We start from the raw sequence: 25,103 nt of genomic DNA on the forward strand, positions 1-25,103 counted from the left end.
ATGCCCATGCCTCTGTTATTGACCAATGATGATATCGCGCCGCTGCTGGATCCGCTGGCGGTGATAAACATACTCGACCAGACCTATTCGGCCTTTGCCCTGGGTACAGGAGTGACGGCTCCACGCCTGGATCTCCAGGCCTCAAAAAACAATGCCGGCGAAGCCTACCAACTCGGCATTGCCGCGGGGCTCAGCGGGCGTTATGGAGCGCTGCGCATCAAGTCCGACATGACCTACCGACGCGAAGTGGCTGGCCGGCCACGCAAAGAAAAGTACTGTGTCGAACCCGGCACTTACTGCGGCTTGATCCTGCTGTTTTCCCTGGAGAATGGCGAGTTGCTGGCCATTCTGCATGACGGCCTGATTCAGAAGATGCGGGTGGGGGCGGACTCCGCCCTCGGTGCACGCTATCTGGCGCGTGAGGATGCCGCAGTATTGGGTATCCTCGGAGCAGGCGGCATGGCAAGGACCCATATTGACACTATTACAATGATCAGGCCCATCGAGCAGGTGCGCATATATAGCCCCACCGAGGCCAACCGAGAAGCCTTGGCTGTGTACGGACGCGCACGAGGACTGGACACCAAGGCGGTGGAAAGTCCCGAGGCGGCCTTTGACGGAGCCGATATTATTTCGGCATGTACCAATGCGGTCGGCCCAGTAATCCATGGCCCTCACCTGGCTCCGGGTATGCATATCACCTCGATTGGGGGCACTCTTGATACGCACGCTTCGGCGCGAGTGGACGTAGCACTGCGGCTGGGTAACGCCACTGCACCAACCGAAATGCCCGATTGGCGCTTCGAGGAAGAGTGCATGTCTTTCGTCCCCGATGTAGGCAAGTCTGAGGCCGGAGGTACACGCCGCTTCGCCGATGTCCCGCTTAGCCGACTCATCATGCTGCGTGAGTTACTGAACGCGCCCAAGCGTGGGCGATGTACCCCCGAACAGATCACCTTTTCCGAGCGTGGCAATATCCATGGCGTGCAGTTTGCCGGCGTCGCAGGGCTGATCTATGAGCGCGCGCTAGCGCAGGGACTTGGGACTCCCATGGGCAGCGAGACTTTCTTGCAAAACATCCGCAATTAACGGACTAACCAATATGAATTCTAACTTGCGGCAACTACTCTCACGTGAAGATTTTTTGGTCTCCCCTGGGGTATATGACTGCTATAGCGCGTTGTTGGCGGAGCAAGCCGGCTTCAACCTAGTCTCCACCACCGGCGCGGGGATGGTCAATGCGCGCCTGGGCATGCCTGACGTGGGCATCTTCTCGATGCGCGACAATGTCGATACGGTGCGGATGATCGCCCGCAGCGTTGAAGTGCCCGTCTCCGCCGATGCCGAGGCCGGTTACGGCAATGCGGCCACCGTCTGGTACGTGGTGCGCGAGTTCGAGGCGGCCGGGGCGGCGTCGGTCAGCATCGAAGACCAGGTCATGCCCAAGCGTTGCGGCCACCTGCAGGGCAAGGAAGTCGTCCCGATGCTGGAAATGACCCGCAAGATCGAGGCCGCCGTGGCGGCCCGTTACAGCGAGGATTTCCTGATCATCGCCCGCACCGATGCTATCGCCACCGAGGGCGTCGACGGCGCCGTGGCTCGCGCCAAGGCCTACGAGGCGGCCGGCGCCGATGTGATCTTCCCCGATGCGGTGCGCGATGGCGATGACATCGCCCGCATCGTCGAAGCTGTGAACATCCCGGTGCGGATCAACATGGGCTTCGGCATCCGCACCCGTACCACCACGCCGCTGATGGCCATCCCCGACCTTAAGCGCCTGGGTGTCCGCTGGATCAGCCTTTCGCGCATGTTGCCGGCGGCCGCCATTCGGGGTATGTCGATGGCCCTCAAGGTTATGCGTGAGAGCATGGAGTCTGGCGTCGTCGCCGAGCGGCCAGACCTGGTCGCCGACATGTCGGAGATCACAGAACTGATGGATTACCGCAGCTATTTCGAGGTGGAGCGCCGCTTTCTCTCTGAAGAGAACATCGAACGCAAATACGGAACCGAGGAGAAACAGTGAACGCCGTAGCAAAGAGTTCCACCAGCAGCCCGAGCGCGGCGCAAATCCTCGCTGACTACGCTACCAGCCTGCGCTACGAGGACCTGCCACCGCACGTCATTGAACTGGCCCGCCAGTGCCTGGTCGATGCCGTCGCCTGCGCGGTCTTCGGCAAGGATTTTCCGTGGTCCCAAACTGTCCTCGAGTACGCACGCAGCACCGGCGAAGGCGGGCCTTGTCGGCTTCCCGGCGTGCCTGAACTGCGACTTGGCCTACCTCAGGCTGCCCTGGCCCTGGGCACCTTCGGCCACGCCTTCGAACTCGACAGCCTGCGCAAGCCTGGCGCGGGGGTGCATCCTGGCGCGACCGTTGCCCTTCCGGCGCTGGCTGCGGCCCAGGCCAATGGTGCCAGCGGCCGCGACCTGCTGGTCGCCATTGTGGCGGGCTGCGAAGTGATGTTCCGCATCGGTGCGGCAACCCTCCACACCCCGGAGAAGGTCGGCTTCCACGCGCCGGGACTGACCGGACCCTTCGGCGCGGCAACCGCCTGCGGCGTGCTCTCGGGGCTGTCGGCTTCACAACTCACCCATGCCTACGGCATTGCCGGCTCGCTGGCCAGCGGCCTGTTGGCCTTCGCGCGCGTTGGGCGCGGTGGCATGGTCAAAAGATTGCATCTGGGCCGTGCCGCCGAGAGTGGCGTGCTAGCGACAAATCTCGCTGCGGCAGGCTATGAAGGGCCCGATAGCGTGCTGGACGGTGAGTTCGGGCTGCTCGATACTTTCTGCGGCGAGTCAAGCCCCGACTTGCTTACGGCGGGACTGAGACAGCAGTACGAGATTGAGCGGCTATGTATTAAGCGCTACGCCTGCCATGTTACTGCCCAAGCCCCCGTGCAGTTCCTGCGTGAGCAGATGGCCACGCACGGCCTGACCGGACACAACATCGAGGCAATAGTCGTGCGCAGCAGCCGAAAAGTTGTCACCCACCACAGTGAGCTCGAACCGAACGACATCATGCTTGCTCAGTATAGTGTCCCGTTTACCCTAGCAATTGCTGCCTTTTTAGATCCCATTGACCCGTGTGTGTTTGACGAAAAAGCCTTACATTCACCCGATATCCGCGCATTGGCCAAGCGCATCCAAGTTACTGAACGGGAGGGGCCCGTGCCCAAAGGCTGGGGGGCTGAAGTAGAGGTCCATACTTACGACGGGCGGATTTTTACCGGTACCCAAGAGGCATTCCTGGGTAGTCCCGAGGAGCCACTATCGCAGGCAGCACTACGTGCTAAGTTTGATGCACTTTGTGCCGGGCTGAGTGCGTCCGACAGCATGGACTTATTCGATTCCCTATGGCACATCGAAGCCACACAGGATCTGTCCCAGTTAGTCAATAGCTTGGACCTTGCTCGCACCTAATTCACTCGACCAGTATAAAGTGAGGCTCATTATGAAGATCTTAGTCGCTGTAAAACGCGTCGTTGATGCCAACGTTAAGGTGCGCGTAAACGGAGACAACACGGGAGTGGAACTTGCTAACGTCAAGATGGCCATGAATCCCTTCTGCGAGATCGCCGTGGAAGAGGCGGTGCGCCTGAAAGAAAAGGGCGTGGCCAGCGAAGTGGTCGCCGTGACCATCGGCCCCAAGGCCGCCCAGGAGCAGTTGCGCACCGCGCTGGCGCTGGGTGCCGACCGTGCCATTCACATTCAGACCGAGGAACACGTCGAGTCGCTGGTGGTAGCCAAGCTGCTGGCTACGGTCGTCGAGGCGGAACAGCCGGGGCTCACGATCCTCGGCAAGCAGGCCATCGACACCGACAACAACCAGACCGGGCAGATGCTCGCCGCCTTGACCGGGATGGCCCAGGGCACCTTCGCCTCCGAGGTCAAGGTCGACAACGACAAGGTCGCCGTCACCCGCGAGATCGACGGCGGGCTGCAGACCATCGAGCTGATCCTGCCGGCGGTGATCACCACCGACCTGCGCTTGAACGAGCCGCGCTACGCCAAGCTGCCCGATATCATGAAGGCCAAGAAGAAACCACTCGACGTCAAGTGGCCGACCGATCTCGGCGTTGCGGTGCAAAGCAAGCTGACCCTGCTCAAGGTCGAGTCGCCGGCCGAGCGTAAGGGCGGCATCAAGGTGGGCTCCGTTGACGAGCTCGTGGACAAGCTGAAGAACGAAGCGAAGGTGATCTAATGAGCATCCTCATCCTTGCCGAACATCATGATAGGCAGCTCGCCGGCGCCACCGCCCACGTGGCCGCTGCCGCCCAAGAGATTAAAGAGATCCTCGGCGGCGATATCGACGTGCTGGTCGCGGGCGAGAACGTCTCCGTCGTGGCCGAAGCCGCCGCCAAGCTCGACGGTGTGGCCAAGGTTCGCGTGGCAGACAATGCCGTCTACGCCCACCAGCTCGCCGAGCCCATGGGCGCGCTGCTGGCCGAACTCGCCGGCGACTACAGCCACGTGCTGGGTGCCGCCTCCACCACCGGCAAGAACGTGCTTCCGCGCGTCGCCGCGCTGAAAGACGTGTCGCAGATCTCCGAGATCCTCGACGTGGTCGACGCCGACACCTTCAAGCGCCCAATCTATGCCGGCAACGCCATCGCTACGGTGAAGAGCTCCGATCCGCTCAAGGTGATCACCGTGCGCAGCACCGGCTTCGATGCCGTCGGCGAAGAGGGCAGTGCCGCCATCGAGAGCGTCGAAACCGTGGTGGAGAACTCTCAGTCCACCTTCGCCAAGCAGGCGCTGGCCCAGAACGACCGCCCTGAGCTCTCCGCGGCCAAGGTGGTCATCTCCGGCGGGCGCGGCATGGGCAGCGGCGAGAATTTCAAGCTGCTCGAGGGCATCGCCGACAAGCTGGGCGCGGCCATTGGCGCCTCACGGGCCGCGGTGGACGCCGGCTTCGTGCTCAACGACATGCAGGTCGGCCAGACCGGCAAGATCGTTGCCCCGGAGCTGTACATAGCGGTGGGGATCAGCGGGGCGATCCAGCACCTGGCGGGGATGAAGGACTCCAAGGTGATCGTGGCGATCAACAAGGACGAGGAGGCGCCAATTTTCCAGGTCGCGGATTACGGTCTTGTCGCTGACCTCTTTGAAGCTTTGCCCGTCCTCCAATCAGCGTTGTCAAAATAGCCTGCCTTGTTATTAATCAATACGTCAATACCTCGGCCCGCTGCCTTACCGGCAGCGACTGAGGCCACGCCCTTAACGCATCCTATGGTAAAGAAATCAAGCATAACTTTTCTCATATAGGACTTCTTCTATCAGGTGTGTATAACTTTTCGTTCTTGCCCTCCTCTCTGTGAAAAAGGTTAAAGCTATGGCGATAACGTCGCTCGATAAAAGCAAGATCCGTATTTTGCTACTTGAAGGGATACACCAATCCGCAGTCGACACCCTTATTGATGCGGGATACACAAATATTGAACGCCTACCCCACGCCTTGCCAGAAGAAGAACTGATTGCCAAAATTTGCAACGTGCATTTTTTGGGTATTCGCTCACGGACGCGACTGACCGAGAGAGTCTTCGAGGCCACCGATAAACTGTTGTCCGTTGGCTGCTTCGGTATTGGCACCAATCAGGTAGACCTGAATGCAGCGACGCGTCGAGGTGTCGCCGTGTTCAATGCTCCCTTTTCCAACTCCCGCAGCGTCGCTGAACTGGTGCTTGCGGAAGCCATCATGTTGCTGCGCGGGATCCCCGCCAAAAGCGCAGCAGCCCATCGTGGCGTCTGGATGAAGCACGCCAAGGACAGCTTCGAGGTGCGTGGCAAAAAGCTAGGCATAGTTGGTTACGGCAATATCGGCAGCCAATTGAGTGTGTTGGCAGAATCACTAGGCATGGATGTGCTCTTTTACGATGTAGTGACAAAACTTCCGCTAGGCAACGCGGTTCAGGTATTGTCGCTGGACACCCTGCTTGAGCGCAGCGATATTATCAGCTTGCATGTGCCTGAAACCCAGTCCACGCGTAACATGATCGACTATAAGCAGTTAGCGCTGATGAAGCCTACCAGTATACTGATTAACGCCTCGCGGGGTACGGTGGTTAATATCGATGTTCTCGCCGGCATGCTGCGTCAAGACAAGTTGCTCGGGGCCGCCATCGATGTGTTCCCTATTGAGCCACCGTCTAATGATCATGATTTCGTTTCACCCTTGTGCGGGATTGATAATGTTATCCTGACCCCACACATTGGAGGTAGCACGCTTGAAGCCCAGATAAATATTGGAACAGAAGTGGCCGAAAAGTTATCCAAATACAGTGATACCGGAACCACAGTCTCCTCTGTTAATCTTCCAGAAGTGGCTCTGCCATCGCACCCAGGTCAACATCGTCTACTACACATTCACGAAAACATTCCAGGCGTTATGTCAGAGATTAACAATATATTTTGTAATAATAAAATCAATATACTCAGCCAGTACTTAAGAACTAACGAAGCTATTGGTTATGCCGTGATTGATGTCGGCCAAGAATATAGTGAACTAGCTCTAAAGAAACTCAGGTCGGTGCAGGGTACTGTAAAATGCCGCGTACTTTTCTAGACAAATATCTTTCCTAACCGGCCAAAAGCCACCTAATGCGCCTTTATTCTTTGGCGCGACGATGCCTGGCTAGGGCTGCTGTCGGTCTCCTTTTGCGTATCGCCCTACGTCAGGTCCGGCAAGAGTCCCGGCATGAAAGTCTGCTGATCTGGGGCCCGTCTGGACGCCGCTGCGCTGCTCAGGCGAAGCGTGGGGCGAACCAGTCGCAAACGGAGCACAACGGGCCGCAGCCCCGTCAACAATGATTGATTATGGAGAACGAGATGGATCCCAGGCACCCGAACCACTTCCAGCATACCGAACGCGAGGCCATGGAGTTCGACGTCATAATCGTCGGCGCTGGGCCCGCCGGGCTATCCGCCGCTATCCGGCTTCGCCAACTGGCGAACGAGGCGGAGCATGAGCTCTCGGTTTGCGTCATCGAGAAGGGTTCGGAGGTCGGCGCGCATATTCTCTCCGGCGCGGTGATGGATCCGTGCGCCCTCAGCGAGCTCATCTCCGACTGGAAAGCCCAGGGCGCGCCGCTTAACACGCCGGTGACACGGGATGAGTTCCTATTCCTGACCGAGTCCAAGGCCATCAAGCTGCCCGCACCGCCGCAGATGCATAACGAGGGCAACTACATCATCAGCCTGGGGAATCTCTGTCGCTGGCTGGCTGAGCAGGCCGAGGCTGTGGGGGTGGAGATTTTCGCGGGCTTTGCCGGCGCCCAGGTGCTGTATCACGAGGACGGTAGCGTCAAGGGCGTCGCCACCGGCGACATGGGCATTGCCAAGGACGGCTCGCCCGGGCACAACTACGAGCCGGGTGTGGAGCTGCACGCGCGAGTGACACTGTTCGGCGAGGGATGTCGGGGTTCGCTATCGAAGGAGGTGATGGAGTCCTTCAAACTGCGTGAGGGCGCCGACCCGCAGACCTACGGGATCGGTATCAAAGAGCTGTGGGAGGTGGACGCGGCCAAGCACAAGCCCGGCAAGGTCATCCACAGTCTCGGCTGGCCGCTTGAGCACAGCATCTACGGCGGTGCCTTCCTCTACCACCTGGAGAACAACCAGGTCGCCGTCGGCTTCGTGGTCGGCCTGGACTATCAGAACCCTTGGCTTTCGCCGTTCGAGGAGATGCAGCGCTTCAAGCTGCACCCGGCCATCCGGCCGCTGTTTGAGGGCGGCCGCCGCGTCAGCTACGGCGCGCGTGCCCTCTCCGAAGGCGGCATCCAGTCCTTGCCGAAGCTGGCCTTCCCGGGCGGCGCGCTGATTGGCGACTCGGCCGGCTTCCTCAACGTGCCACGGATTAAGGGCAGCCATTGTGCCATCAAGTCCGGTATGCTGGCCGCCGAGGCGGCTTTCGAGCAATTCCGTAGCCAGTCGGAGGGGGCGATCACGCCTGACTACACCGAGGCCCTCAAGGCCAGCTGGCTATGGAAGGAGCTCCACCAGGCGCGCAATCTGCGCCCAGCCTTCGCCCGCTGGGGCCTCGTCGGCGGCGTGGCCTACTCGGCGCTAGACACCTACCTCTTCCGCGGCAAGGCGCCGTGGACCTTCCACCATCACGACGATCACACGCAGCTCAAGTCGGCGGCCGACTGCCCGAAGATCGACTACCCCAAGCCCGACGGCAAAATCACCTTCGATCGGCTGTCCTCGGTCTTCCTCTCCGCCGCTAACCACGAAGAGAGCCAGCCTGCCCATCTGCGGCTGAAGGACGAGAGCGTGCCGGTAGCGCACAACCTCAAGCTCTACCAGGCGCCGGAGCAGCGGTACTGCCCGGCCGGCGTCTACGAGATAGTCGCCACCGAGCAGGACGAGCCGCGGCTGCAGATCAATGCGCAGAACTGCGTGCACTGCAAGACCTGCGACATCAAGGACCCGACCCAGAACATCAACTGGGTGGTGCCGGAAGGCGGCGGCGGGCCGAACTACCCGAACATGTAGCCGGCGGCGTCCGGCGCCGGTGCTGACGCCCGATCAGCCTCGCCCGCCCGGCCTGCCGCCGCCGGGCGGCAGGGCTCCTTCAGTTTCCAAGCCGATAACAAGGAACCAACACGTGCTAGAAGCCTACCGCGTCCACGTCGCCGCACGCGCCGCCCTCGGCATCCCGCCGCTGCCCCTTTCCGCTCAGCAGGCCGCCGAACTGGTCGATCTGCTGCAGAACCCGCCCACCGGCGAAGAAGCCTTCCTGGTCGAGCTGCTGATCCACTGGGTGCCGGCCGGGGTGGACGACGCCGCCAAGGTCAAGGCAGCCTTCCTGGCCGCGCTGGCCAAGGGCGCTGAGCGCTGATCTCCCGCGCCAAAGCCACCGAGCTCCTCGGCACCATGCTGGGCGGCTTCAACATCCGTCCGCTGATCGAGCTCTTGGATGACGCCGAAGTGGGCGCCGTTGCCGCCGAGGCCCTGAAGAAGACGCTCTTGATGTTCGACTACTTCCACGACGTCAAGGAGCTGGCCGAGAAGGGCAGCGCCAACGCCTGTACCGTGCTACAAAGCTGGCCGACGCCGAGTGGTTCACCTCCCGCCCCGAGCTGCCCGAGGCCCTGACCCTGAGTGTGTTCAAGGTCAGCGGCGAGACCAATACCGACGATCTCTCTCCGGCCCCGGACGCCTGGTCCCGCCCGGACATCCCTATGCACGCCCTGGCCATGCTGAAGAACCCGCGCCCGGGCATCGAGCCCGAAGAGCCGGGCGTCCGCGGCCCGATCAAGCAGCTTGAAGCGCTTAAGGCCAAGGGCCACTTGATCGCCTACGTCGGTGATGTGGTCGGCACCGGCTCTTCCCGCAAGTCTGCCGTCAACTCGGTACTGTGGTTCACCGGCGAGGATATCCTCTTTGTCCCGAACAAGCGCTTCGGCGGCGTCTGCTTGGGCAACAAGATCGCCCCGATCTTCTACAACACCATGGAAGACGCTGGCGCGCTGCCCATCGAGGTTGACGTAGGCAACATGGAGATGGGCGACGTCATCGAGCTGCGCCCTTACGAGGCAAGATCCTCATGAATGGCGAGGTGATTGCCGGGTTCGAGATCAAGTCCGAGGTGATCTTCGATGAGGTGTGCGCCGGTGGCCGCATCCCACTGATCATCGGCCGTGGCCTCACCGCCCGCGCCCGCGAGGCCATGGACCTGTCGGTCAGCACCGTGTTCCGCCTGCCCACGAACCCGCAGAACTCCGGCAAGGGCTATTCACTGGCGCAGAAGATGGTCGGCCGCGCCTGCAATCTGCCCCAAGGCCAGGGCATCCGCCCAGGCGCCTACTGCGAGTCGCGCATGACCACCGTCGGCTCCCAGGACACCACCGGGCCGATGACCCGCGACGAGCTCAAGGATCTGGCCTGCCTGAGCTTCTCGGCGGATCTGGTGATGCAGTCCTTCTGCCACACCTCGGCGTATCCCAAGCCGGTGGATGTACAGACCCACCATGAGCTGTCGGAGTTCATGGCTACCCGCGGCGGCGTCAGCCTGCGACCGGGTGACGGCGTCATCCACTCCTGGCTCAACCGCCTGCTAATGCCCGACACTGTCGGCACCGGCGGCGACTCCCACACCCGCTTCCCTATCGGCATCTCCTTTCCGGCCGACTCGGGTCTGATGGCCTTCGCGGCCGCCACCGGGGTAATGCCGTTGGACATGCCCGAGTCGGTGCTGGCGCGCTTCAAGGGCCAGATGCAGCAGGGATCACCCTGCGTGACCTGGTCAACGCCATCCCGCTCTATGCGATCAAGCAGGGGCTTTTGACCGTCGAGAAGAAGGGCAAGCAGAACGTCTTCTCCGGCCGGATTCTCGAGATCGGGTGGCTGCCGGATCTGAAGGTGGAGCAGGCCTTCGAGCTCAGCGATGCCTCCGCCAAACGCTCCGCCGCCGGCTGCACCGTGTACTTGGATCAGGCGCCGATCATCGAGTACATGCGCTCGAGCATCACCCTGATGAAGTGGATGATCGTCAACGGCTACCAGGACGCCCACAGCTTGAAGCGCCGGATTAAGGCCATGGAGCTGTGGATCGCCGATCCGCAGCTATTGAAGGCGGACGCCGACGCCGAGTACGCGGCGGTGATCGAGATCGACCTAGCCGAAATCAAGGAGCCCATCCTGGCCTGTCCGAACGATCCGGACGACGTGAAGTTTCTCTTCGAGGTCGCCGGTGACAAGATCGACGAGGTCTTCATCGGCTCCTGCATGACCAACATCGGCCACTTCCGCGCCGCCCAGTAAGGTGCTCGACGGCAAGAGCGACATCCCCACCCGGCTATGGATCGCTCCACCGAACAAGATGGATCAGCAGGTGCTGACCCAGGAAGGCTATTACGGCATCCTCGGCCGCACCGGCGCCCGCATGGAGCCGCCCGGCTGCAGCCTGTGCATGGGCAACCAGGCACAGATCCGCAAGGGGAGCACGGCCATCTCCACCTCCACCTGCAACTTCCCCAACCGTCTGGGGCTGGACACCCGCGTGTACCTGGGCTCGGCCGCGGTGCGCGCGCTGATGGGCAAGATCCCGACGGTCGAGGAGTACATGGCGCAAGTGAACGTCGTCAATGGCGAGGCGGCGGATATCTACCGCTATATGAACTTCGACCAGATCAAGGAGTTTGCCGACGTGGCCGAGACGGTGAAGGTGTAGGCCTTGGGCGCCGGTTGAACGAACCGTCCAACTATTGGGGGTAAGCTCAAAGCGGCGGAGTCTTAATCTTTCCATTAAGGCTCGCGCCGGCCGCTGTGCGGTTAAGGGATATTCAGGGTGATGAGGGGTGCGTACTGCTGCCCGCCATGGGAGTCGGTATCGCCAACGTCGCCTTGGAAGATCGGCCTGGGAATGGAGGCTTTGATCGCCAGCGCGTTGTCCACGAAGAAGAACAGCACCTGCTCTTGCGGTAGCCGGTAGATCCGGCTGATCGCCTCGCGGCTCACCACGCCGGAGCGCTTCACCCGTTCGTAGACGGCCGGATCGTTGAACATGATGTCGAAGGTCAGCTGAAAGGGCCCCGCATTCTTGCTGCGGATCAGACTTGCGAGTTCGCCAAGCTTGGCCATGGAATTCTCCTCCGGCGGTAATCAGATCTCAACGATCTCGATTGGAAACATCTCGTAGGCATTATCCGGCTCGACCACGTGGTTGACGTTGAACCGATAGGTGGCGCCGCGCTCGATGTAGGCGGGGCTGTAGGGGCAGGCCACGCCGGTGATGAGGCCACTCCACTCGGGAATGGGGAAGTGAATGGCCTGGTGTCGGGTCATGGCGGCGATGGTGCTGGCGAGCTCCTGGGTTTGCGCGGTGACCTCGAAAATCAAACAGGCCTCGTGCCCCTGGAATTCCTGCACAGGCTCGAGCGCGCCCATGGTGCCGTTCTTGCCGTAAACGCGGATGTTGAGTGCGTACTCGTCGGGAGCCAGGCCGGTGACATCCTTCACCCGCCACTCGATGCGCGCCCGGATGCGGGTGAGCCAGTCATCGAGCTGGCGTAGGATATAGGGGTCGCGGACGCCGCCAATCAAAATAGTCTGGTAGCCGGCGAGCTCCGCGCCCTCGAGCTTGATGGTGTAGGTCTCGGCTGGGATGAACTCGCTGCCCCTGACCCGCACCAAGCGCTCGTTGACCGCCTCGTAACGGGCGCGGGTGGTGTCGAGGGTCCCGTCGGGTTCCTTGAGCAGGAATGGGTCGGCGTTCTCGTACAGGCTGTGGGAGGCGATGCTCTGCGGCGTGCAGCGCAGATCCGGGTCGAGCGGGCCGATCTCGAAATGATCGTCGCGGATCGTGGCGAGCATGCAGTCTGGGGTCTTGCGCTGGACGACGGCGGCGGTGCCGCACTCGAGGATCTTCGCCGCGTGCAGCGCGATGCCTGCCGAAAAGCCGTGCATGTGCGGTAGCGCGCAGAACATGGAGGTATCGCTGGAGCGGCCGGCCAGGATGACCTCGACGCCCATCTCCAAGGCGCGTACGTAGGGCTCGGTGCCCATCATGCCGACGATGCGCTCGCTGCGGTCGATGACCTCTTCGTCGAACTCCGGCGCCGGGTGTAGCGGCTTGATGCGGCCCTGTCGCAGCCGGGTCTTGAGGTAATCCTTGTCCTGTTCGGCGTGAATCAGGGCGAGTTTGAAGCTCAGCCCTTCCTCGCGGGCGATCTCGCGGACGATCTCATGCACGATCTGCAGATGAACTTCGCCGCCGGCGGTGCCGCAGGAGCCGATCAGCAGCGGCACTTTGATGCGCCGCGCGCCCAGCAATATCAGGCGTAAATCGCGCTTGACGGCGAGGCGAGGAAAGGAGGGCTTGCCGGCTCCCAGTGCAAAGGGCCCGCCGTCGGTGGTGCCGGCATCGCAGCCGATGACATGGGGTTGTTGCTCAAGAGCGGCATTGAAGGAGCTTTCCAAGAAGCCGGAACCGAGCGCGCCCGTTGGTGATAGGATACGAAGTTCTCGTGCGGCGGTGTGTTTTGACATTATTTAGCTCCTGAGCGGTAGTCAACGGTTCGTGCAAACAACTATCTTTTGTGGGATTTTATCCAAACAAAATACCAAAATATTGCATGGAGCGCTAGCCGCTCCTCGGTGCGCTCGCGGTCTCGGAGGAAGTGAAATGAAACAGACGCGGCTGTCGGAGCAGATCGCCGGCCAGATTCGGGAGTACATTTTTGAAAAACGCTTCGTAGTGGGTGAACCTCTGCCTGAGCGATCGCTGGCAGAGCAACTGCGGGTATCACGCTCGCCGGTGCGCGAGGCACTGAGACAACTGGCGACTGAGGGGATACTCGTCACACGGGAAGGTGGCGGTTTCACTGTCGCAACCACCGAAGTGAACAAGGGGCCCCTTACGCTGGCGACCAATGAGGAAGATGAAGACATCTATCTGGCGATTGCCGATGATCGCCTCGCCGGGCGCTTGCCCGATCGTGTCAGCGAGAACGAATTGATGCGGCGCTACCAGCTTCCTCGCGGACGGCTATCAAAACTGCTGCGCCGGATCGCCGGCGAGGGTTGGCTGGAACGACTGCCGGGACACGGCTGGGCCTTCGTTCCGACGTTAATGTCGGCTGCTGCCTATGAGGAGAGCTATCGATTCCGGTTGCTGATCGAGCCCGCTGCTATTCTGGAGCAGACTTTTCAGTTGGATCAGCCTTTGCTGGAGCGCTGTCGTGCGCAGCAGCAGGCCCTGCTCTCAGCGTCCCGCCACAAGGCGCCGCCGGCTCAGCTTTTCGAGCTCAATAGCAAGCTCCATGAAGCTATCGCCCAGTGCTCAGGGAACCCTTTCATTCTTGACGCCTTACGGCGAGTTAACCGGTTGAGACGGCTCATCGTTTATCGCAGAATCCGTGCACGTCCCGTCGATCAATCGCATTGCGCCGAACATATCCAATTGTTGGATAAGTTGCTTGAGGGCGACAGAGGGGGCGCGGCCGAACTTTTGAGACAGCACCTAGAGGAGGGGATGGCGCGGTCGACGGCCGGGCTCTGAGCCGACAGGATTTACTTACTGTCTAGATGCTCCCGGCGAGTTCTTTCGCCTCTCGTCCTGCCAGCGTAGAGGGGCGGTCTCAATGACCAAGTGCAACACCTGACCTACCAGGTATCGTGTTGCCATGACCCATTGTATGGACGCCTCCCGTTTAGCAAGGCTCGCTGTGATGTGATGAACGGACAGGACACGGCTGCAGTTTTGTATCCGGCCTTCGATGCAGGTCTGGATACCTGCTGGCCCTGATGGAATTCGCTGACCCACGCCTCATTTGCTACCAGGACTCGAAGTCCGATGAGTCATTCAGGTTTGGTGGGTCACGGTCCGACCTGTTCGCCATCACTTCTACACGTACCTTGCGCAACCTTCTCAGCAGACCATCCCTTGTTGGAGTGGAAAACGCGCGAGCGAGCGGCTTACGCTGGCTGGCTCACGTACCCGGGTTGGTACTCACGTTCGTGGGCCAGGAGCGCCCACAGCGTACGTGCCGTCTTGTTGGCCATTGCCACCACCGCCACGTTGACGGAACGACGCCGGGCCAGGTTCGTCGCCCATTCAGGTGACTCTTTGCCGTTCATGACCACCGAGCGGGCACCGTGAATCAGCAGCGTACGCAGATAGGTATCCCCGCGCTTGCTGATGCCCAGCAGCCTCACTCGACCGCCGGTGCCGGTCTGTCACGGTACCAGTCCCAGCCAGGCGGCGAACTCCCGGCCGGACTTGAAGGCCTTCGCATTCCCATCGTGGCGACCTGCTCATCGAGCTGGCCGATCCGCGCGAACTGCTCACGCAAGGTCTCGATCAGCACGGCTGGCAGCCGATCCGTCAAGCGCGCGAAGGCGTCCGGTAGCCTTTTGGCCATGGCATGGCGTCCTTGGGGCATGACCTCGCCGTACTCGGCCAACAGACCGCGTAGCGCATTTATCTGCGCCGTACGGAACTTCACAACTGTTGGCGCATCCGATGCATCGCCAACACGGCTTGCTGGGCTTCGGTCTTGACCGCTACAGCCTTGATCCTGGGCTGCTGTACCGCCGTCCAGATCGCCCGGGCATCGGCCATGTCGTTCTTGTTGCCGCTCACAAAGGGGCGAACCCTACTGGCCGGCAACAGCTTCACTGTGTGACCCAGCGCAGTCAGCTGACGAGCCCAATGCTGGGCGCCGCCGGAGGCCCCCATGCCGATCAGGCACGTCGAACGGTTGGTGAAATGTTCCAGAAACTTCTCGCGCTTGAGCTGCACGCTCACGATATCTCCCGTCGTCGTATCGACCTCATGTACCTAAAACACCCGCTTGGCGATATCCACGCCGATCACGTTTTCGGTAATGTTCATCTCGGACCCTCCGGTTTGCCTGGTGGAGACTCTGGTCCATCACGCCTTGGCACCTGGATGCCGTCAGTCCGGAGGGGCCACCGTTAACGATCACCTTCACGTTGTAGAGTGGGAGGCGTCCATCCCATTTGCTACCGCCACCTCACCGCTGAAGACCGTGACGCCATCATGATGATGTACGCCACTCACTCGATCCGCGCTATTGCCCGTCACCTGGGGCGAGCACCCAGTACCGTGTCACGGGAACTGGCTCGTCACACCGTCAGCCCCGCTGGAGGCTACGATGCCAGCCTGGCCGCGCATCGGGCCCGTTTGACGTGTCATCGTCCTCGTCGGCGCTTAAGCTGCACCCCGACGGTGAACTGTTCGAGGTGGTGGTGTATCTGCTGCGTAAGTACTGGTCACCCGAGCAGATAACCCGCACACTAAAGCGTATGTCTCCCAACGATACCACGCCGCCGGGTCTCGCATGAGGCCATCTACAACGCGCTCTACGTGATGCCTCGGGGCACGCTCAAGAAGGAACTGGTCGCTTGCTTACGGCAGGGTAACGGCAAGCGCCGGCCTCGGAGCCGTGGCCAGGATCGGCGCAACCAGATTCCCGAGCTGGTCAGCATTCATAGGCGGCCGCCTGAGATCAAGGATCGCCTGATGCCGGGCCACTGGGAAGGCGATCTCATCATGGGCGCCAACAACCGCTTTGCCGTCGGTACGCTGGTGGAGCGCACCATGCGACTGGTGATCCTGGCCAAGCTGGATGGCACCATGGCAACGGCTGCCATTGGTTTCAGCGACAAACTCAACGAGGTGCCGCGCGCCCTGCGCCTGTCCATGACCTACGACCAGGGCAGAGAGATGGTGAAGCATACCGAGATCACGCGGCGGACGGGGACGGCGATCTACTTCGCTGACCCGCATAGCCATGGCAGCGGGGTTCCAACGAGAACACCAATGGGCTGTGGCGGCAGTACCTGCTGAAGGGCACGGACCTCTCGGTCTACAGCCAGGAAGCACTCGACGAGATCGCCGACTCACTGAATACACGGCCGCGCAAGACCCTGGACTGGCAAACGCCGCTGGAGGTTTATGCCGAGGTGCTCGAGAAATTCGTCACCGGTCCGAGCACGCTTCAATAGTGTTGCGGTTGGAACTTGAGACCGCCGATATCCGGGCTGGCGTACCTCTTATAATTTATATATAATACCTAGATAGTGGCTCTCAGAAGAGGCTTTCAGCCGTTTAGCTCTTAAGGCATGGGCAGCGCTCATCAAGCACTGCGAATAGATCTCCTGTGGAGAGCAGTTCTGTCGTAATAGGTTTTTAGTGGTAACTCTTCTGGGAAGTGGTGTGCTGCAGTAACTACTGATATCCGGCACGGGTACACGGTAGTCCGGTAACAAAGTGAGGTCAAAAAAATGAAGGGCAAAGCTTCTTACTCATCAAGTCTGTCCGATTACGAGAAGAAGGCTAACGAGATAAAGGCGTCAACGACCGCTTCGACAAGTAAGCGGCCCGTAGCGCTGCCTCTTTACTTGCAAGTAAAGGGGCATTTGATCCGCCGCGTCTTAAGTGGAGAATGGCGCCCGGGTGAGTTATTACCGAGCGAGATGAAGTTGGCGGAGGAGTATGGGCTAAGCCAAGGTACGGTGCGTAAAGCAATTGAGGAGATGGCAGTAGAGGGCCTCGTGTCGCGACACCCTGGACGAGGAACGTTTGTGACCTCGCATAGAGGTGACTACCAAACAACTCGCTTCCGCCGATTTTACTCTAATAAAACCGGAAAGCGCATTGCGGGAAAAGACAGTCAATATATAAGCTGCGAAAAGATAAAAGCCGACGAACAGCTCTCAAAACAACTCCAAGTTAAAACTGGTGCGGACATTGTCAAGTTCGTTCGCATACGCTATCTTGGAAACCACCCGGTTCTGTTGGAAACGATTTATCTCAACAGTGAGATTTGCCCTAGTGCCGAAGTAATTTTTGAGCAGAAAAAGCCTGATTCGATCTACTTCGCTCTCGAGCAAATGTTTAATATTCTCGTCGTTAAGGTCGGCGAGCGTTTGCGGGCGCGAGCGGCTCGTCCAGACGAGTCGGAATTGCTCGCGTTAGCTTCCAATACCCCTTTGCTGGAGGTGACTCGTCTCGCTTACAGCTTAGGTGGCGAGTGTGTCGAATGTCGCGTTTCTGTTTGTGGTGGTGATGATATTCATTATTGGAACCAGGCGGAGTGAACCTGTCAGGATCGTCGTATTAGTGGAAGCGGTGGACGTCATATGGGTAGTTTATCGAATCCCGCCGCACAAGGGGAGCAGAAAGACTACCCAACCGATTGAAAATCCAAGGCCTTGTGCGGCTGCATGGCGCTGAGGTCGTAGCCATCGAGAAGCCAGTTCAGCTCCTGGCCCGAGAGCATGACGGTGTCGCCTTCCAGCCGGTCGGGCCACTTGAAGCGCTCGCGCTCCAGGCGTTTGTACCAGACCACGAAGCCGTTGCGCTTCCAGAACAGCAGCTTCACCTTGTCGCGCTGGTGGTTGCCGAACACGAATACCGCCTCCTCGAAGGGGTTGAGCTCCATGGCCTCCTGGACCAGCAGAGCCAACCCATCGATCTGCTTGCGCATATCGACCGGCTCGCGGCACAGATAGACCCGCAGTCTGGTGTCTGGCCGGATCATCGGGCCACCTCCACGGCGACGAAGCGCTTCGGTCGATGATGCGGCGGTACGGGGACCCCCTGCACCACCAGGCGTTGCTCCCAGGCCAGCAGCGTTGCCAGCTCCAGCCCCTGTTCCTCGGCATACTCGCTCAGCGCCAATTGCCGGGATGAAGCATGAAACAGGTGGCCCAGCCAGTAGGCCTGTGTCGAGGTCAGCTCGATCATGGTGCCTTCCTTCATGATGGGAGGCACCAGTCTGGCCGACGCCGATCAGCTCAAGAAGATGGGGTTGCTGGGGCGCTTACATCAGTTCAGGTTTAGTGGTCATGGGATTTCCGTAGGTTCAATGCTGTGCCCTACTCATCGACGGTGGCGTTGAGTAGGGGTTGGAAGATGGTCCCTTCGGCGAGGTGCGTCTCCATCTGCCCGGCTCTCAGCATTTCGTCCCGCGAGGGGGAATGCCGGAGCAGGCGCCTGGCCTGGGTGTGGATTGACTCGGGAAGAGAAATATCCTGGCTTGCCTCGACCAAGAACTCTCGGGCCTAGATGACCGAGCGTGTTCGCTCGGAGGGCGTTGTCATGTGGTTCTCCTCCTCCTTGACCGGGTGTGCCTACTGGCGGGGGAGGCGGTCACTCCCGGTGCCTGTCAAGTCAGATGTAAGTAGAGGTCAGCACAGATGCAATTTTCCGGTCAGATGAGTGCTATTACACAGACTGTTGCATGACACTGGACTGGCAAACGCCGCTGGAAGACTATGTTGAGGTACTCAAAAAATCCGTTGCTGGTCCGAGCACCATTCAATAGCGTTGCGCTTGGAACTTGAGACCGCCGTCTCCCTCGACGTTAAACTTGGTCACAACGCCGGTCCCAGACCCCACTCTGATCAGGAAAAGATCATCTAGGTAAGGATCCGGTCTGGCCTGTTCTAAGCTATCAATCCTGAGCGTAGAGATGGTGCCTATACGCGCATCTGTAAAAAACCCGTTGTAAGCATGAGATGGAGTTCGACGGTCTCCTGCCTTGCTGTGAACTCAAGGAGTTCCGTCATGTGCGCGTCGCTGAGTGGTGTCAGTTCATCTTCAATACGAACTCCGGGAATAGCGTGATTGGGAATAGCGAGGTTGGTAGTTATACGCGTGAGTGCTCGCCTGAATCCGGCCGTGTCGTAATGGCGAATTATAAATGGCCGCTCACGCCACATCGGCGTGGTCGTGCTGATAAAGTCTTGAGCCGCAGCGTAACGGTAGAACTGTACGGTCGCATTAATACGTGATCGTGCGGTACTTGACGCCAAACTCCCCGTTTTAATCTGCTGGATTAGGTGACCACGGAACCGCACGACAGCGCGTTCAGAGAGGCGAATGGGGGAGTATCGCCAATCAAGATCGTTTTTTTCAAGAAAACACGCATAGGCGTGCAGATGCTTTATCAAGCCTTTCGCGGTCTCAATGTCGCATCCTTGATGGGTGATTTTCTCTAAGGCCCAATGGTTGGCCTCGGTCCAGCCTTCGCCGTCCTCCTAGAAGATTTGGGTTAGGCGCCGAACAGCAATTCCGAGCTTGTCGTGCTCCCAGCGACGCTTCACCAGCGTGGACCTCGCGCCAAGGCATGAAGTCCACGTACTCTAGGCATGCCATACATACCCCCGGCTCGCGACACACTAAGGCACACAAAGCCCTAGCTGTTTGAGGCGTTCACGAATCCACCGTATGTCCATAACATGACACATAAAGGGTGTATGTCAATGCACTGCTATTAGTTGGCGAACCGGAAGTGGATCACGTCGCCATCCTTGACCATGTACTCCTTGCCCTCCAGGCGCCACTTGCCGGCATCCTTGGCGCCCTGTTCGCCGCCCAGGCCGATATAGTCGTCATAGCCGATCACCTCGGCGCGGATGAAGCCTTTCTGGAAGTCGGTGTGAATCACGCCCGCCGCCTCGGGGGCGGTGGCGCCAACCTTGACCGTCCAGGCGCGCACTTCCTTGACCCCTGCGGTGAAGTAGGTCTGCAGGTCGAGCAGCGCATAGCCGGCGCGGATCACTCGGTCGAGGCCGGGCTCGTCCATGCCCATCTCGTCAAGGAACATGCTGCGCTCTTCGTCATCCAGCTCGGCGATCTCGGCCTCGATCTGGTTGCACACCGGTACCACGACCGCGCCTTCCTCGGTGGCGATCTCGCGCACCACGTCGAGATAGGGGTTGGCCTCGAAGCCGTCCTCGTTGACGTTGGCGATATACATGGTCGGCTTGAGGGTCAAGAAGCCAAAGCTCTTGAGCTGCTGCTTGTCGTCCTCCTCCAGGCCGAAGCTCCTCAGTGGCAGGCCCTCGGCGAGATGCGGCTGGATGCGCTCGAGGATCGCCTTGGTGGCGATGGCCTCCTTGTCGCCGCCCTTGGCCACGCGCACCAGGCGCTGGATGGCGCGCTCGACGCTGTCCAGGTCGGCCAGCGCCAGTTCGAGGTTGATGGTCTCGATATCGGCGCGCGGGTCGACTTCGTTGGCAACATGGATGACGTTGTCGTTGTCGAAGCAGCGCACCACGTGGGCGATGGCCTGGGTCTCGCGGATATTGGCCAGGAACTTGTTGCCCAGCCCCTCGCCCTTGGAGGCACCGGCCACCAGGCCGGCGATGTCGACGAACTCCATGGTGGTGGGCAGCACCTTCTGCGGTTTGACGATCGCCGCCAGCTTGTCGAGGCGCGGGTCGGGCATCGGCACGATGCCGACGTTGGGCTCGATGGTGCAGAACGGGAAGTTCTCGGCGTCGATGCCGGACTTGGTCAGTGCATTGAAGAGGGTGGACTTGCCGACGTTGGGCAGGCCGACGATACCGCAGTTGAAACCCATTGGAGCGTCCTGAAAGGTGTTGGAAAGTAACGATTGGTCGCTATTCTATCGCTGCTACGAGCTACGAGCTACGAGCGTTGCTTACTTAGCCCGAAGCCCGAAGCTTAAGGCTTGAAGCTGTGCAGCCGGTTCATGGCCCGGGCCCAGTCGCCGCTGATGGCGTCGGGCAGGGTGGCTTCGATCTCGCCGAGGGCGGCGTCGATGGCGCTGCGCTCGGCCTTGCCGGGGCGCCCCAGCACATAGTTGACCACCTGGCCGGCTTCGCCGGGGTGGCCGATGCCGATGCGCAGGCGATGGAACGACTTGTCGTTGCCCAGTGCGCTGACGATGTCGCGCAGGCCGTTATGGCCGCCGTGGCCGCCGCCGCTCTTGTAGCGCGCGGTGCCGGGGGCGATGTCGAGTTCGTCGTGGGCGACCAGCAGTTCGTCCGGGGCGATCTTGAAGAACTGGCACAGCGCGGCCACGGCACCGCCGCTGCGGTTCATGAAGGTCTGCGGGTTGAGCAGGTGCAGCTCCTGGCCGGCCAGCACAACCTTGGCATAGTGGCCGAGGAACTTGCGCTCGGCACGTAGCGGCGTGTGGTGGTCCTTGGCGAGTGCCTCGACCAGCCAGGCGCCGGCGTTATGGCGCGTCTCCGTGTACTTGTCGCCGGGATTGCCGAGCCCGATGAGCGCCTTGACCTGAGGCATGTCGCGGATCCTCCTTGAGAGTGCAGGCAAAAAAAATCAAGCGCCGTAGCGCTTGATCGTACCTCAGAGGGGCACTCCTGCGTATAAAGTACCGCGCGCAAGAGTGCCCCGGACGTGGCCCGATTACTCGGACTTGTCCTCGCCTTCGGCGCCGTCGCTCTTGCTCTCGGGCGCTTCCGGTGCTTCCGGCGCGTCATCGTCTTCCTCGACGCGCACCTTGGACTTGGTGACGCTGAGGATGGCGTTGTCGTGATCTTCACCGTGAGTCAGCGCGACCAGGGTCACGCCGGCCGGCACCTTCAGATCGGACAGGTGCAGGGTAGTGCCCAGCTCGATATTGGTGATATCGATCTCCAGGTACTCCGGCAGGTCCTTCGGCAGGCAGCTGATTTCCACTTCGTTGGCGAGCACGTGGAGCTCGCCGTCATGGTCCTTGATCGCCGCACACTTGTCGTCGCCCACCACGTGCAGCGGCACGTTGAGGGTGATCTCGTGGGTGGCGTCAACGCGCATGAAGTCGGCGTGGGTCACCAGCGGCTTGTAGGGGTGGCGCTGAAGATCACGCACCACGACCTGCTGCGGCTTGCCTGCGACCTCGATGGTGATCAGCGAGGAGAAGAACGCTTCGTCCTCGATCGCCTTGTAGAAGGAGGTCTTGTCCACCGCGATGGACTCAGGTGCGGCTTCACCACCGTAGATGATGGCCGGCACCTGTTGGTTCGCACGACGCAGGCGGCGGCTCGCACCTTTCCCCAGGTCGTTGCGAACGCTGGCAGTAAGAGTGAAATCTGACATTGGGTATAACCTCATGGTTAATCAAGAGAACGCCATCGCCCGCGACCAGACGAATGGCGCCCTCGGAGCCCGGCCAGTGCCGGGCACGTATCCGCGCGCTGTACCGTGACGGCTGTCAGTGGAACATCGCGCTGACGGATTCTTCGTTGCTGACCCGGCGGATCGCCTCGGCGATCAGCCCGGCCACCGACAGCTGGCGAATCTTGCCGCTGCGGCGGGCGGTTTCGGACAGCGGGATGGTATCGGCGACCACCACCTCGTCGAGCACCGAGCCCATGATGTTGTCCACCGCCGGGCCCGACAGGATCGGGTGAGTGGCGTAGGCCACCACGCGGCGAGCGCCGTGCTGCTTGAGCGCTTCGCCGGCCTTGCACAGGGTACCGGCGGTATCGATCATGTCGTCCACCACTACGCAGGTGCGGTCCTGGATTTCGCCGATGATGTGCATCACCTGGGCCTGGTTGGCCTGGGGGCGACGCTTGTCGATGATGGCGAGATCGGCATTCAGCTGCTTGGCGATGGCCCGGGCGCGGACCACGCCGCCAACGTCCGGAGAGACCACCACCAGGTCGTCGTAATTCTGGCGCTCGATGTCGTCGAGCAGGATCGGTGAACCGTAGACGTTGTCTACCGGTACGTCGAAGAAGCCCTGAATCTGGTCGGCGTGCAGGTCCATGGTCATGACCCGGTCGACACCGGCCTTGACCATCATGTCGGCGACTACCTTGGCCGAGATCGGTACTCGGGCGGAGCGCACCCGACGATCCTGGCGAGCGTAGCCGAAATAGGGCACGACGGCGGTAATTCGCGCCGCCGAGGCGCGCCGCAGTGCATCGACCATCAGGATCAGTTCCATCAGGTTGTCATTGGTCGGCGCGCAGGTGGACTGCAGGATGAAGACATCCTTGCCGCGCACGTTCTCGTTGATCTCGACCGCGATTTCACCATCGCTGAACTGGCCGACCGTCGCATGGCCGAGGCGGTTATCGAGTCCTTCGGCAATCTTGCGGGCGAGTTCGGGATTGGCGTTCCCGGCGAAAACCATCAGTTTTGACACGCGCAGCCACCTTTTGGGAGTCTTGGGTCTCGTTCAGGGATGCACAAGGCCTGGGAGGATGGGGGGATGGCTGGGGTACCAGGACTCGAACCTGGGAATGCCGATACCAAAAACCGGTGCCTTACCACTTGGCTATACCCCAATAACCTAACCGCTCACTCCCCGTGGCATGCATCTACATGACGCCTTGGCCAACAGAAGGCAGGCGTGCTGTCTGCCTATCCCAGCGCCGCATGAAGGGGAGAAACGTTATGACCACGGGCCTTGAAGGCCTGCCAGTCATGGCTTATCCGCTGCAAAATGCTATCGGCTTGCGTTTCGCTCGTCAATCTAGCGAAGAGGCAGGCGCCGGTGCCGGTCAGCATGGTCGGTGCCTGGCCAGCCAGCCAGTCGATGGCGCCGGCGACCTCGGGATAAAGCATGCGCACCGTGGTTTCGCAGTCATTGCGCCACGTTGCCGCCCCCTGCAGTGCGCGCGCCATACTAATGGGGGGGGTGTTGCGTGTCAATTGCGGGGCCTGGAACACCGCCGGGGTCGAGACCTCGACGCCGGGGTGAATCACCACGAACCAGGGGGTATCCAGCTCGACTGGGGTGAGTCGCTCGCCGATGCCTTCGGCCCAGGCCGCGCGGCCGCGCACGAACACCGGCACGTCGGCGCCCAAGGCAAGGCCCAGGGCGGCCAGGTGCTCCTCACCGAGTTCCAGTCCCCACAGTCGATCGAGCGCCAGCAGGGTGGTGGCGGCATCCGAGCTGCCGCCGCCCAGGCCACTGCCCAGCGGCAGGCGCTTGTCGAGGTGGATGTCGGCGCCCAGCCCGCAGCCGCTTTTGGCCTGCAGCAGGCGCGCGGCGCGCAGGATCAGGTTGTCGCCGGCAGCCACGCCGGGCAGTGCCGGGCTGAGCTGGAGTTCGCCATCCTCGCGGCGACGGAAGCGCAGTTCATCGCCGTGGTCGAGAAACTGGAACAGCGTCTGCAGCTCATGGTAGCCGTCGGCGCGCCGGCCGGTGATGTGCAGCATGCGGTTGAGCTTGGCCGGCGCCGGCAGTACCAGCTCGCGGGTCTCACTCACCGCTCTCCTCCAGCCGCCAGTCGTTGACCACCAGGGTCACGCGAATCTCGTCGAAGGTCATGATCAGGCGGCGTGGTAGCCACAGCGACTCGATCTCTGTCCAGTCGCGGTATTCGATCTCCCAGCCGTCCTGGCGCAGCAGCTCGGGAAAGCCCTGGTCGTCGTGGTCGAGGTCGTGGCGGCTATCGGGGTCGGGCAGGCCGCGTACCCAGTGGTCGAGAGCCGAGACCGGCAGTGCCCAGCCGAGCTGCTCTTCCATCAGCGCCTCGGGGCTCTCGGCCTCGAAGCGGCCCTGGTTGGTGGTCAGGCTGACCCGCCCATCGCGGCCTTCAAGAATGCTGCTGCCGGCGCCGAACGGGCCGCTCAGCAGCAGGCGGTAGTAGTGGGGGCGCTGCAGCCAGTCGAGGTTGGCGGTAGTCGAGTCGCCGGGCGCGCGGATGCCGACCCGGCCGGCCAGCCGCCAGCGTTCCAGCGCCTCCACGGCGCGGCGCTGCTCGCCCCACTCGCCGCGCTCGGCGAGGGCAGCGGGGTCCGGGGCGCGCGTGGCGCAGCCGGCCATGATCAGCAGCGCGAGGAGCAACGCCAGTGACGTCACTGTCTTGGTGGAGTTCATAAGGGCACTCTTCCCTGTGGTCGATCGGCAATCTTGATGGTG

General features: G+C 61.1%; 20 protein-coding genes, 1 tRNA gene and 3 pseudogenes. 11 read left to right on the forward strand and 13 right to left on the reverse strand.

Annotation, left to right across the window (positions count from 1 at the left end; genetic code table 11):
- The first annotated feature begins 6 nt into the window (after window positions 1-6).
- The 8 genes and pseudogenes from CK498_RS16775 to acnB all read left to right on the forward strand — a co-directional run bounded on the left by CK498_RS16775 (window position 7) and on the right by acnB (window position 11,170).
- Window positions 7-1,089, forward strand: a complete 1,083-nt coding sequence (locus CK498_RS16775; RefSeq protein WP_176475821.1) for an ornithine cyclodeaminase family protein — start codon at window positions 7-9, stop codon at window positions 1,087-1,089.
- Window positions 1,090-1,102: 13 nt separating this feature from the next.
- A complete protein-coding gene (locus CK498_RS16780; protein WP_095622005.1) occupies window positions 1,103-2,023 on the forward strand; it encodes an isocitrate lyase/PEP mutase family protein in 921 nt (306 codons plus the stop codon).
- Entirely contained in the window at window positions 2,020-3,417 is a 1,398-nt protein-coding gene (locus CK498_RS16785) for an MmgE/PrpD family protein (protein ID WP_176475822.1), read from the forward strand. The genes CK498_RS16780 and CK498_RS16785 overlap by 4 nt, the downstream gene beginning before the upstream one ends.
- A gap of 31 nt (window positions 3,418-3,448) precedes the next feature.
- Window positions 3,449-4,198, forward strand: a complete 750-nt coding sequence (locus CK498_RS16790; protein WP_095622007.1) for an electron transfer flavoprotein subunit beta/FixA family protein — start codon at window positions 3,449-3,451, stop codon at window positions 4,196-4,198.
- Complete coding sequence (locus CK498_RS16795) at window positions 4,198-5,142, forward strand: electron transfer flavoprotein subunit alpha/FixB family protein (protein ID WP_095622008.1); 945 nt, start codon at window positions 4,198-4,200, stop codon at window positions 5,140-5,142. Before CK498_RS16790 ends, CK498_RS16795 begins: the two co-directional genes overlap by 1 nt.
- 187 nt (window positions 5,143-5,329) lie before the next feature.
- Window positions 5,330-6,559, forward strand: coding sequence for a phosphoglycerate dehydrogenase (gene serA / locus CK498_RS16800; RefSeq protein WP_095622009.1), 1,230 nt, complete (start codon window positions 5,330-5,332; stop codon window positions 6,557-6,559).
- Window positions 6,560-6,822: 263 nt separating this feature from the next.
- On the forward strand, window positions 6,823-8,490 hold the full coding sequence (locus tag CK498_RS16805) for an electron transfer flavoprotein-ubiquinone oxidoreductase (protein WP_095622221.1): 1,668 nt from the start codon (window positions 6,823-6,825) through the stop codon (window positions 8,488-8,490).
- Between the two features lie 112 nt (window positions 8,491-8,602).
- Window positions 8,603-11,170, forward strand: a pseudogene (acnB, locus tag CK498_RS16810) (bifunctional aconitate hydratase 2/2-methylisocitrate dehydratase).
- A gap of 101 nt (window positions 11,171-11,271) precedes the next feature.
- Here acnB and CK498_RS16815 read toward each other — a convergent pair.
- On the reverse strand, window positions 11,272-11,580 hold the full coding sequence (locus tag CK498_RS16815; protein ID WP_095622010.1) for a DUF4387 domain-containing protein: 309 nt from the start codon (window positions 11,578-11,580) through the stop codon (window positions 11,272-11,274).
- A 21-nt stretch (window positions 11,581-11,601) separates the two neighbouring features.
- Window positions 11,602-12,987, reverse strand: coding sequence for an acyclic terpene utilization AtuA family protein (locus CK498_RS16820; protein WP_095622011.1), 1,386 nt, complete (start codon window positions 12,985-12,987; stop codon window positions 11,602-11,604).
- A 136-nt stretch (window positions 12,988-13,123) separates the two neighbouring features.
- Here CK498_RS16820 and CK498_RS16825 point away from each other — a divergent pair, with 136 nt between their 5' ends.
- Window positions 13,124-13,999 (forward strand): GntR family transcriptional regulator, encoded by an 876-nt coding sequence (locus CK498_RS16825; RefSeq protein WP_095622012.1) that lies wholly within the window; start codon window positions 13,124-13,126, stop codon window positions 13,997-13,999.
- Window positions 14,000-14,415: 416 nt separating this feature from the next.
- Here CK498_RS16825 and CK498_RS16830 read toward each other — a convergent pair.
- A pseudogene (locus CK498_RS16830) lies at window positions 14,416-15,334 on the reverse strand (IS110 family RNA-guided transposase).
- 126 nt (window positions 15,335-15,460) lie between these two features.
- Between CK498_RS16830 and CK498_RS16835 the strand changes: the two are divergent.
- Both CK498_RS16835 and CK498_RS16840 read left to right on the forward strand, forming a co-directional pair.
- Window positions 15,461-16,470 (forward strand): annotated as a pseudogene (locus CK498_RS16835) (IS30 family transposase).
- A gap of 279 nt (window positions 16,471-16,749) precedes the next feature.
- A complete protein-coding gene (locus CK498_RS16840) occupies window positions 16,750-17,565 on the forward strand; it encodes a GntR family transcriptional regulator (protein WP_095622013.1) in 816 nt (271 codons plus the stop codon).
- Window positions 17,566-17,651: 86 nt separating this feature from the next.
- Here CK498_RS16840 and tnpB read toward each other — a convergent pair whose 3' ends face one another.
- The 10 genes from tnpB to lolB form a co-directional block, all read right to left on the reverse strand.
- Complete coding sequence (gene tnpB / locus CK498_RS16845; RefSeq protein ID WP_095622014.1) at window positions 17,652-18,008, reverse strand: IS66 family insertion sequence element accessory protein TnpB; 357 nt, start codon at window positions 18,006-18,008, stop codon at window positions 17,652-17,654.
- A complete protein-coding gene (locus CK498_RS16850) occupies window positions 18,005-18,214 on the reverse strand; it encodes a hypothetical protein (protein ID WP_095622015.1) in 210 nt (69 codons plus the stop codon). The genes tnpB and CK498_RS16850 overlap by 4 nt, the downstream gene beginning before the upstream one ends.
- Before the next feature lie 131 nt (window positions 18,215-18,345).
- Window positions 18,346-18,519, reverse strand: coding sequence for a hypothetical protein (locus tag CK498_RS26900; protein WP_407645867.1), 174 nt, complete (start codon window positions 18,517-18,519; stop codon window positions 18,346-18,348).
- A gap of 1,226 nt (window positions 18,520-19,745) precedes the next feature.
- Window positions 19,746-20,837: a redox-regulated ATPase YchF gene (gene ychF, locus CK498_RS16860; RefSeq protein ID WP_095622016.1), complete on the reverse strand. Its 1,092-nt coding sequence runs from the start codon at window positions 20,835-20,837 to the stop codon at window positions 19,746-19,748.
- 104 nt (window positions 20,838-20,941) lie between these two features.
- Window positions 20,942-21,526, reverse strand: a complete 585-nt coding sequence (gene pth, locus CK498_RS16865) for an aminoacyl-tRNA hydrolase (RefSeq protein WP_095622017.1) — start codon at window positions 21,524-21,526, stop codon at window positions 20,942-20,944.
- A gap of 123 nt (window positions 21,527-21,649) precedes the next feature.
- Window positions 21,650-22,321 (reverse strand): 50S ribosomal protein L25/general stress protein Ctc, encoded by a 672-nt coding sequence (locus CK498_RS16870; RefSeq protein ID WP_095622018.1) that lies wholly within the window; start codon window positions 22,319-22,321, stop codon window positions 21,650-21,652.
- A gap of 115 nt (window positions 22,322-22,436) precedes the next feature.
- Window positions 22,437-23,378 carry a ribose-phosphate pyrophosphokinase gene (locus CK498_RS16875; protein WP_176475823.1) on the reverse strand — a complete coding sequence of 314 codons (942 nt, stop codon included), beginning with the start codon at window positions 23,376-23,378 and terminating at the stop codon, window positions 22,437-22,439.
- 67 nt (window positions 23,379-23,445) lie between these two features.
- Window positions 23,446-23,520: transfer RNA gene (locus CK498_RS16880), tRNA-Gln, on the reverse strand.
- A gap of 76 nt (window positions 23,521-23,596) precedes the next feature.
- The gene (ispE, locus tag CK498_RS16885; protein ID WP_267873755.1) at window positions 23,597-24,448 is read right to left on the reverse strand and encodes a 4-(cytidine 5'-diphospho)-2-C-methyl-D-erythritol kinase; all 852 of its coding nucleotides are present in this window, start codon (window positions 24,446-24,448) and stop codon (window positions 23,597-23,599) included.
- The gene (lolB, locus tag CK498_RS16890; protein ID WP_095622019.1) at window positions 24,441-25,061 is read right to left on the reverse strand and encodes a lipoprotein insertase outer membrane protein LolB; all 621 of its coding nucleotides are present in this window, start codon (window positions 25,059-25,061) and stop codon (window positions 24,441-24,443) included. Before lolB ends, ispE begins: the two co-directional genes overlap by 8 nt.
- Between the last annotated feature and the right edge of the window lie 42 nt (window positions 25,062-25,103).

This window comes from Halomonas salipaludis (genome assembly GCF_002286975.1).
Lineage (GTDB): Bacteria > Pseudomonadota > Gammaproteobacteria > Pseudomonadales > Halomonadaceae > Franzmannia > Franzmannia salipaludis.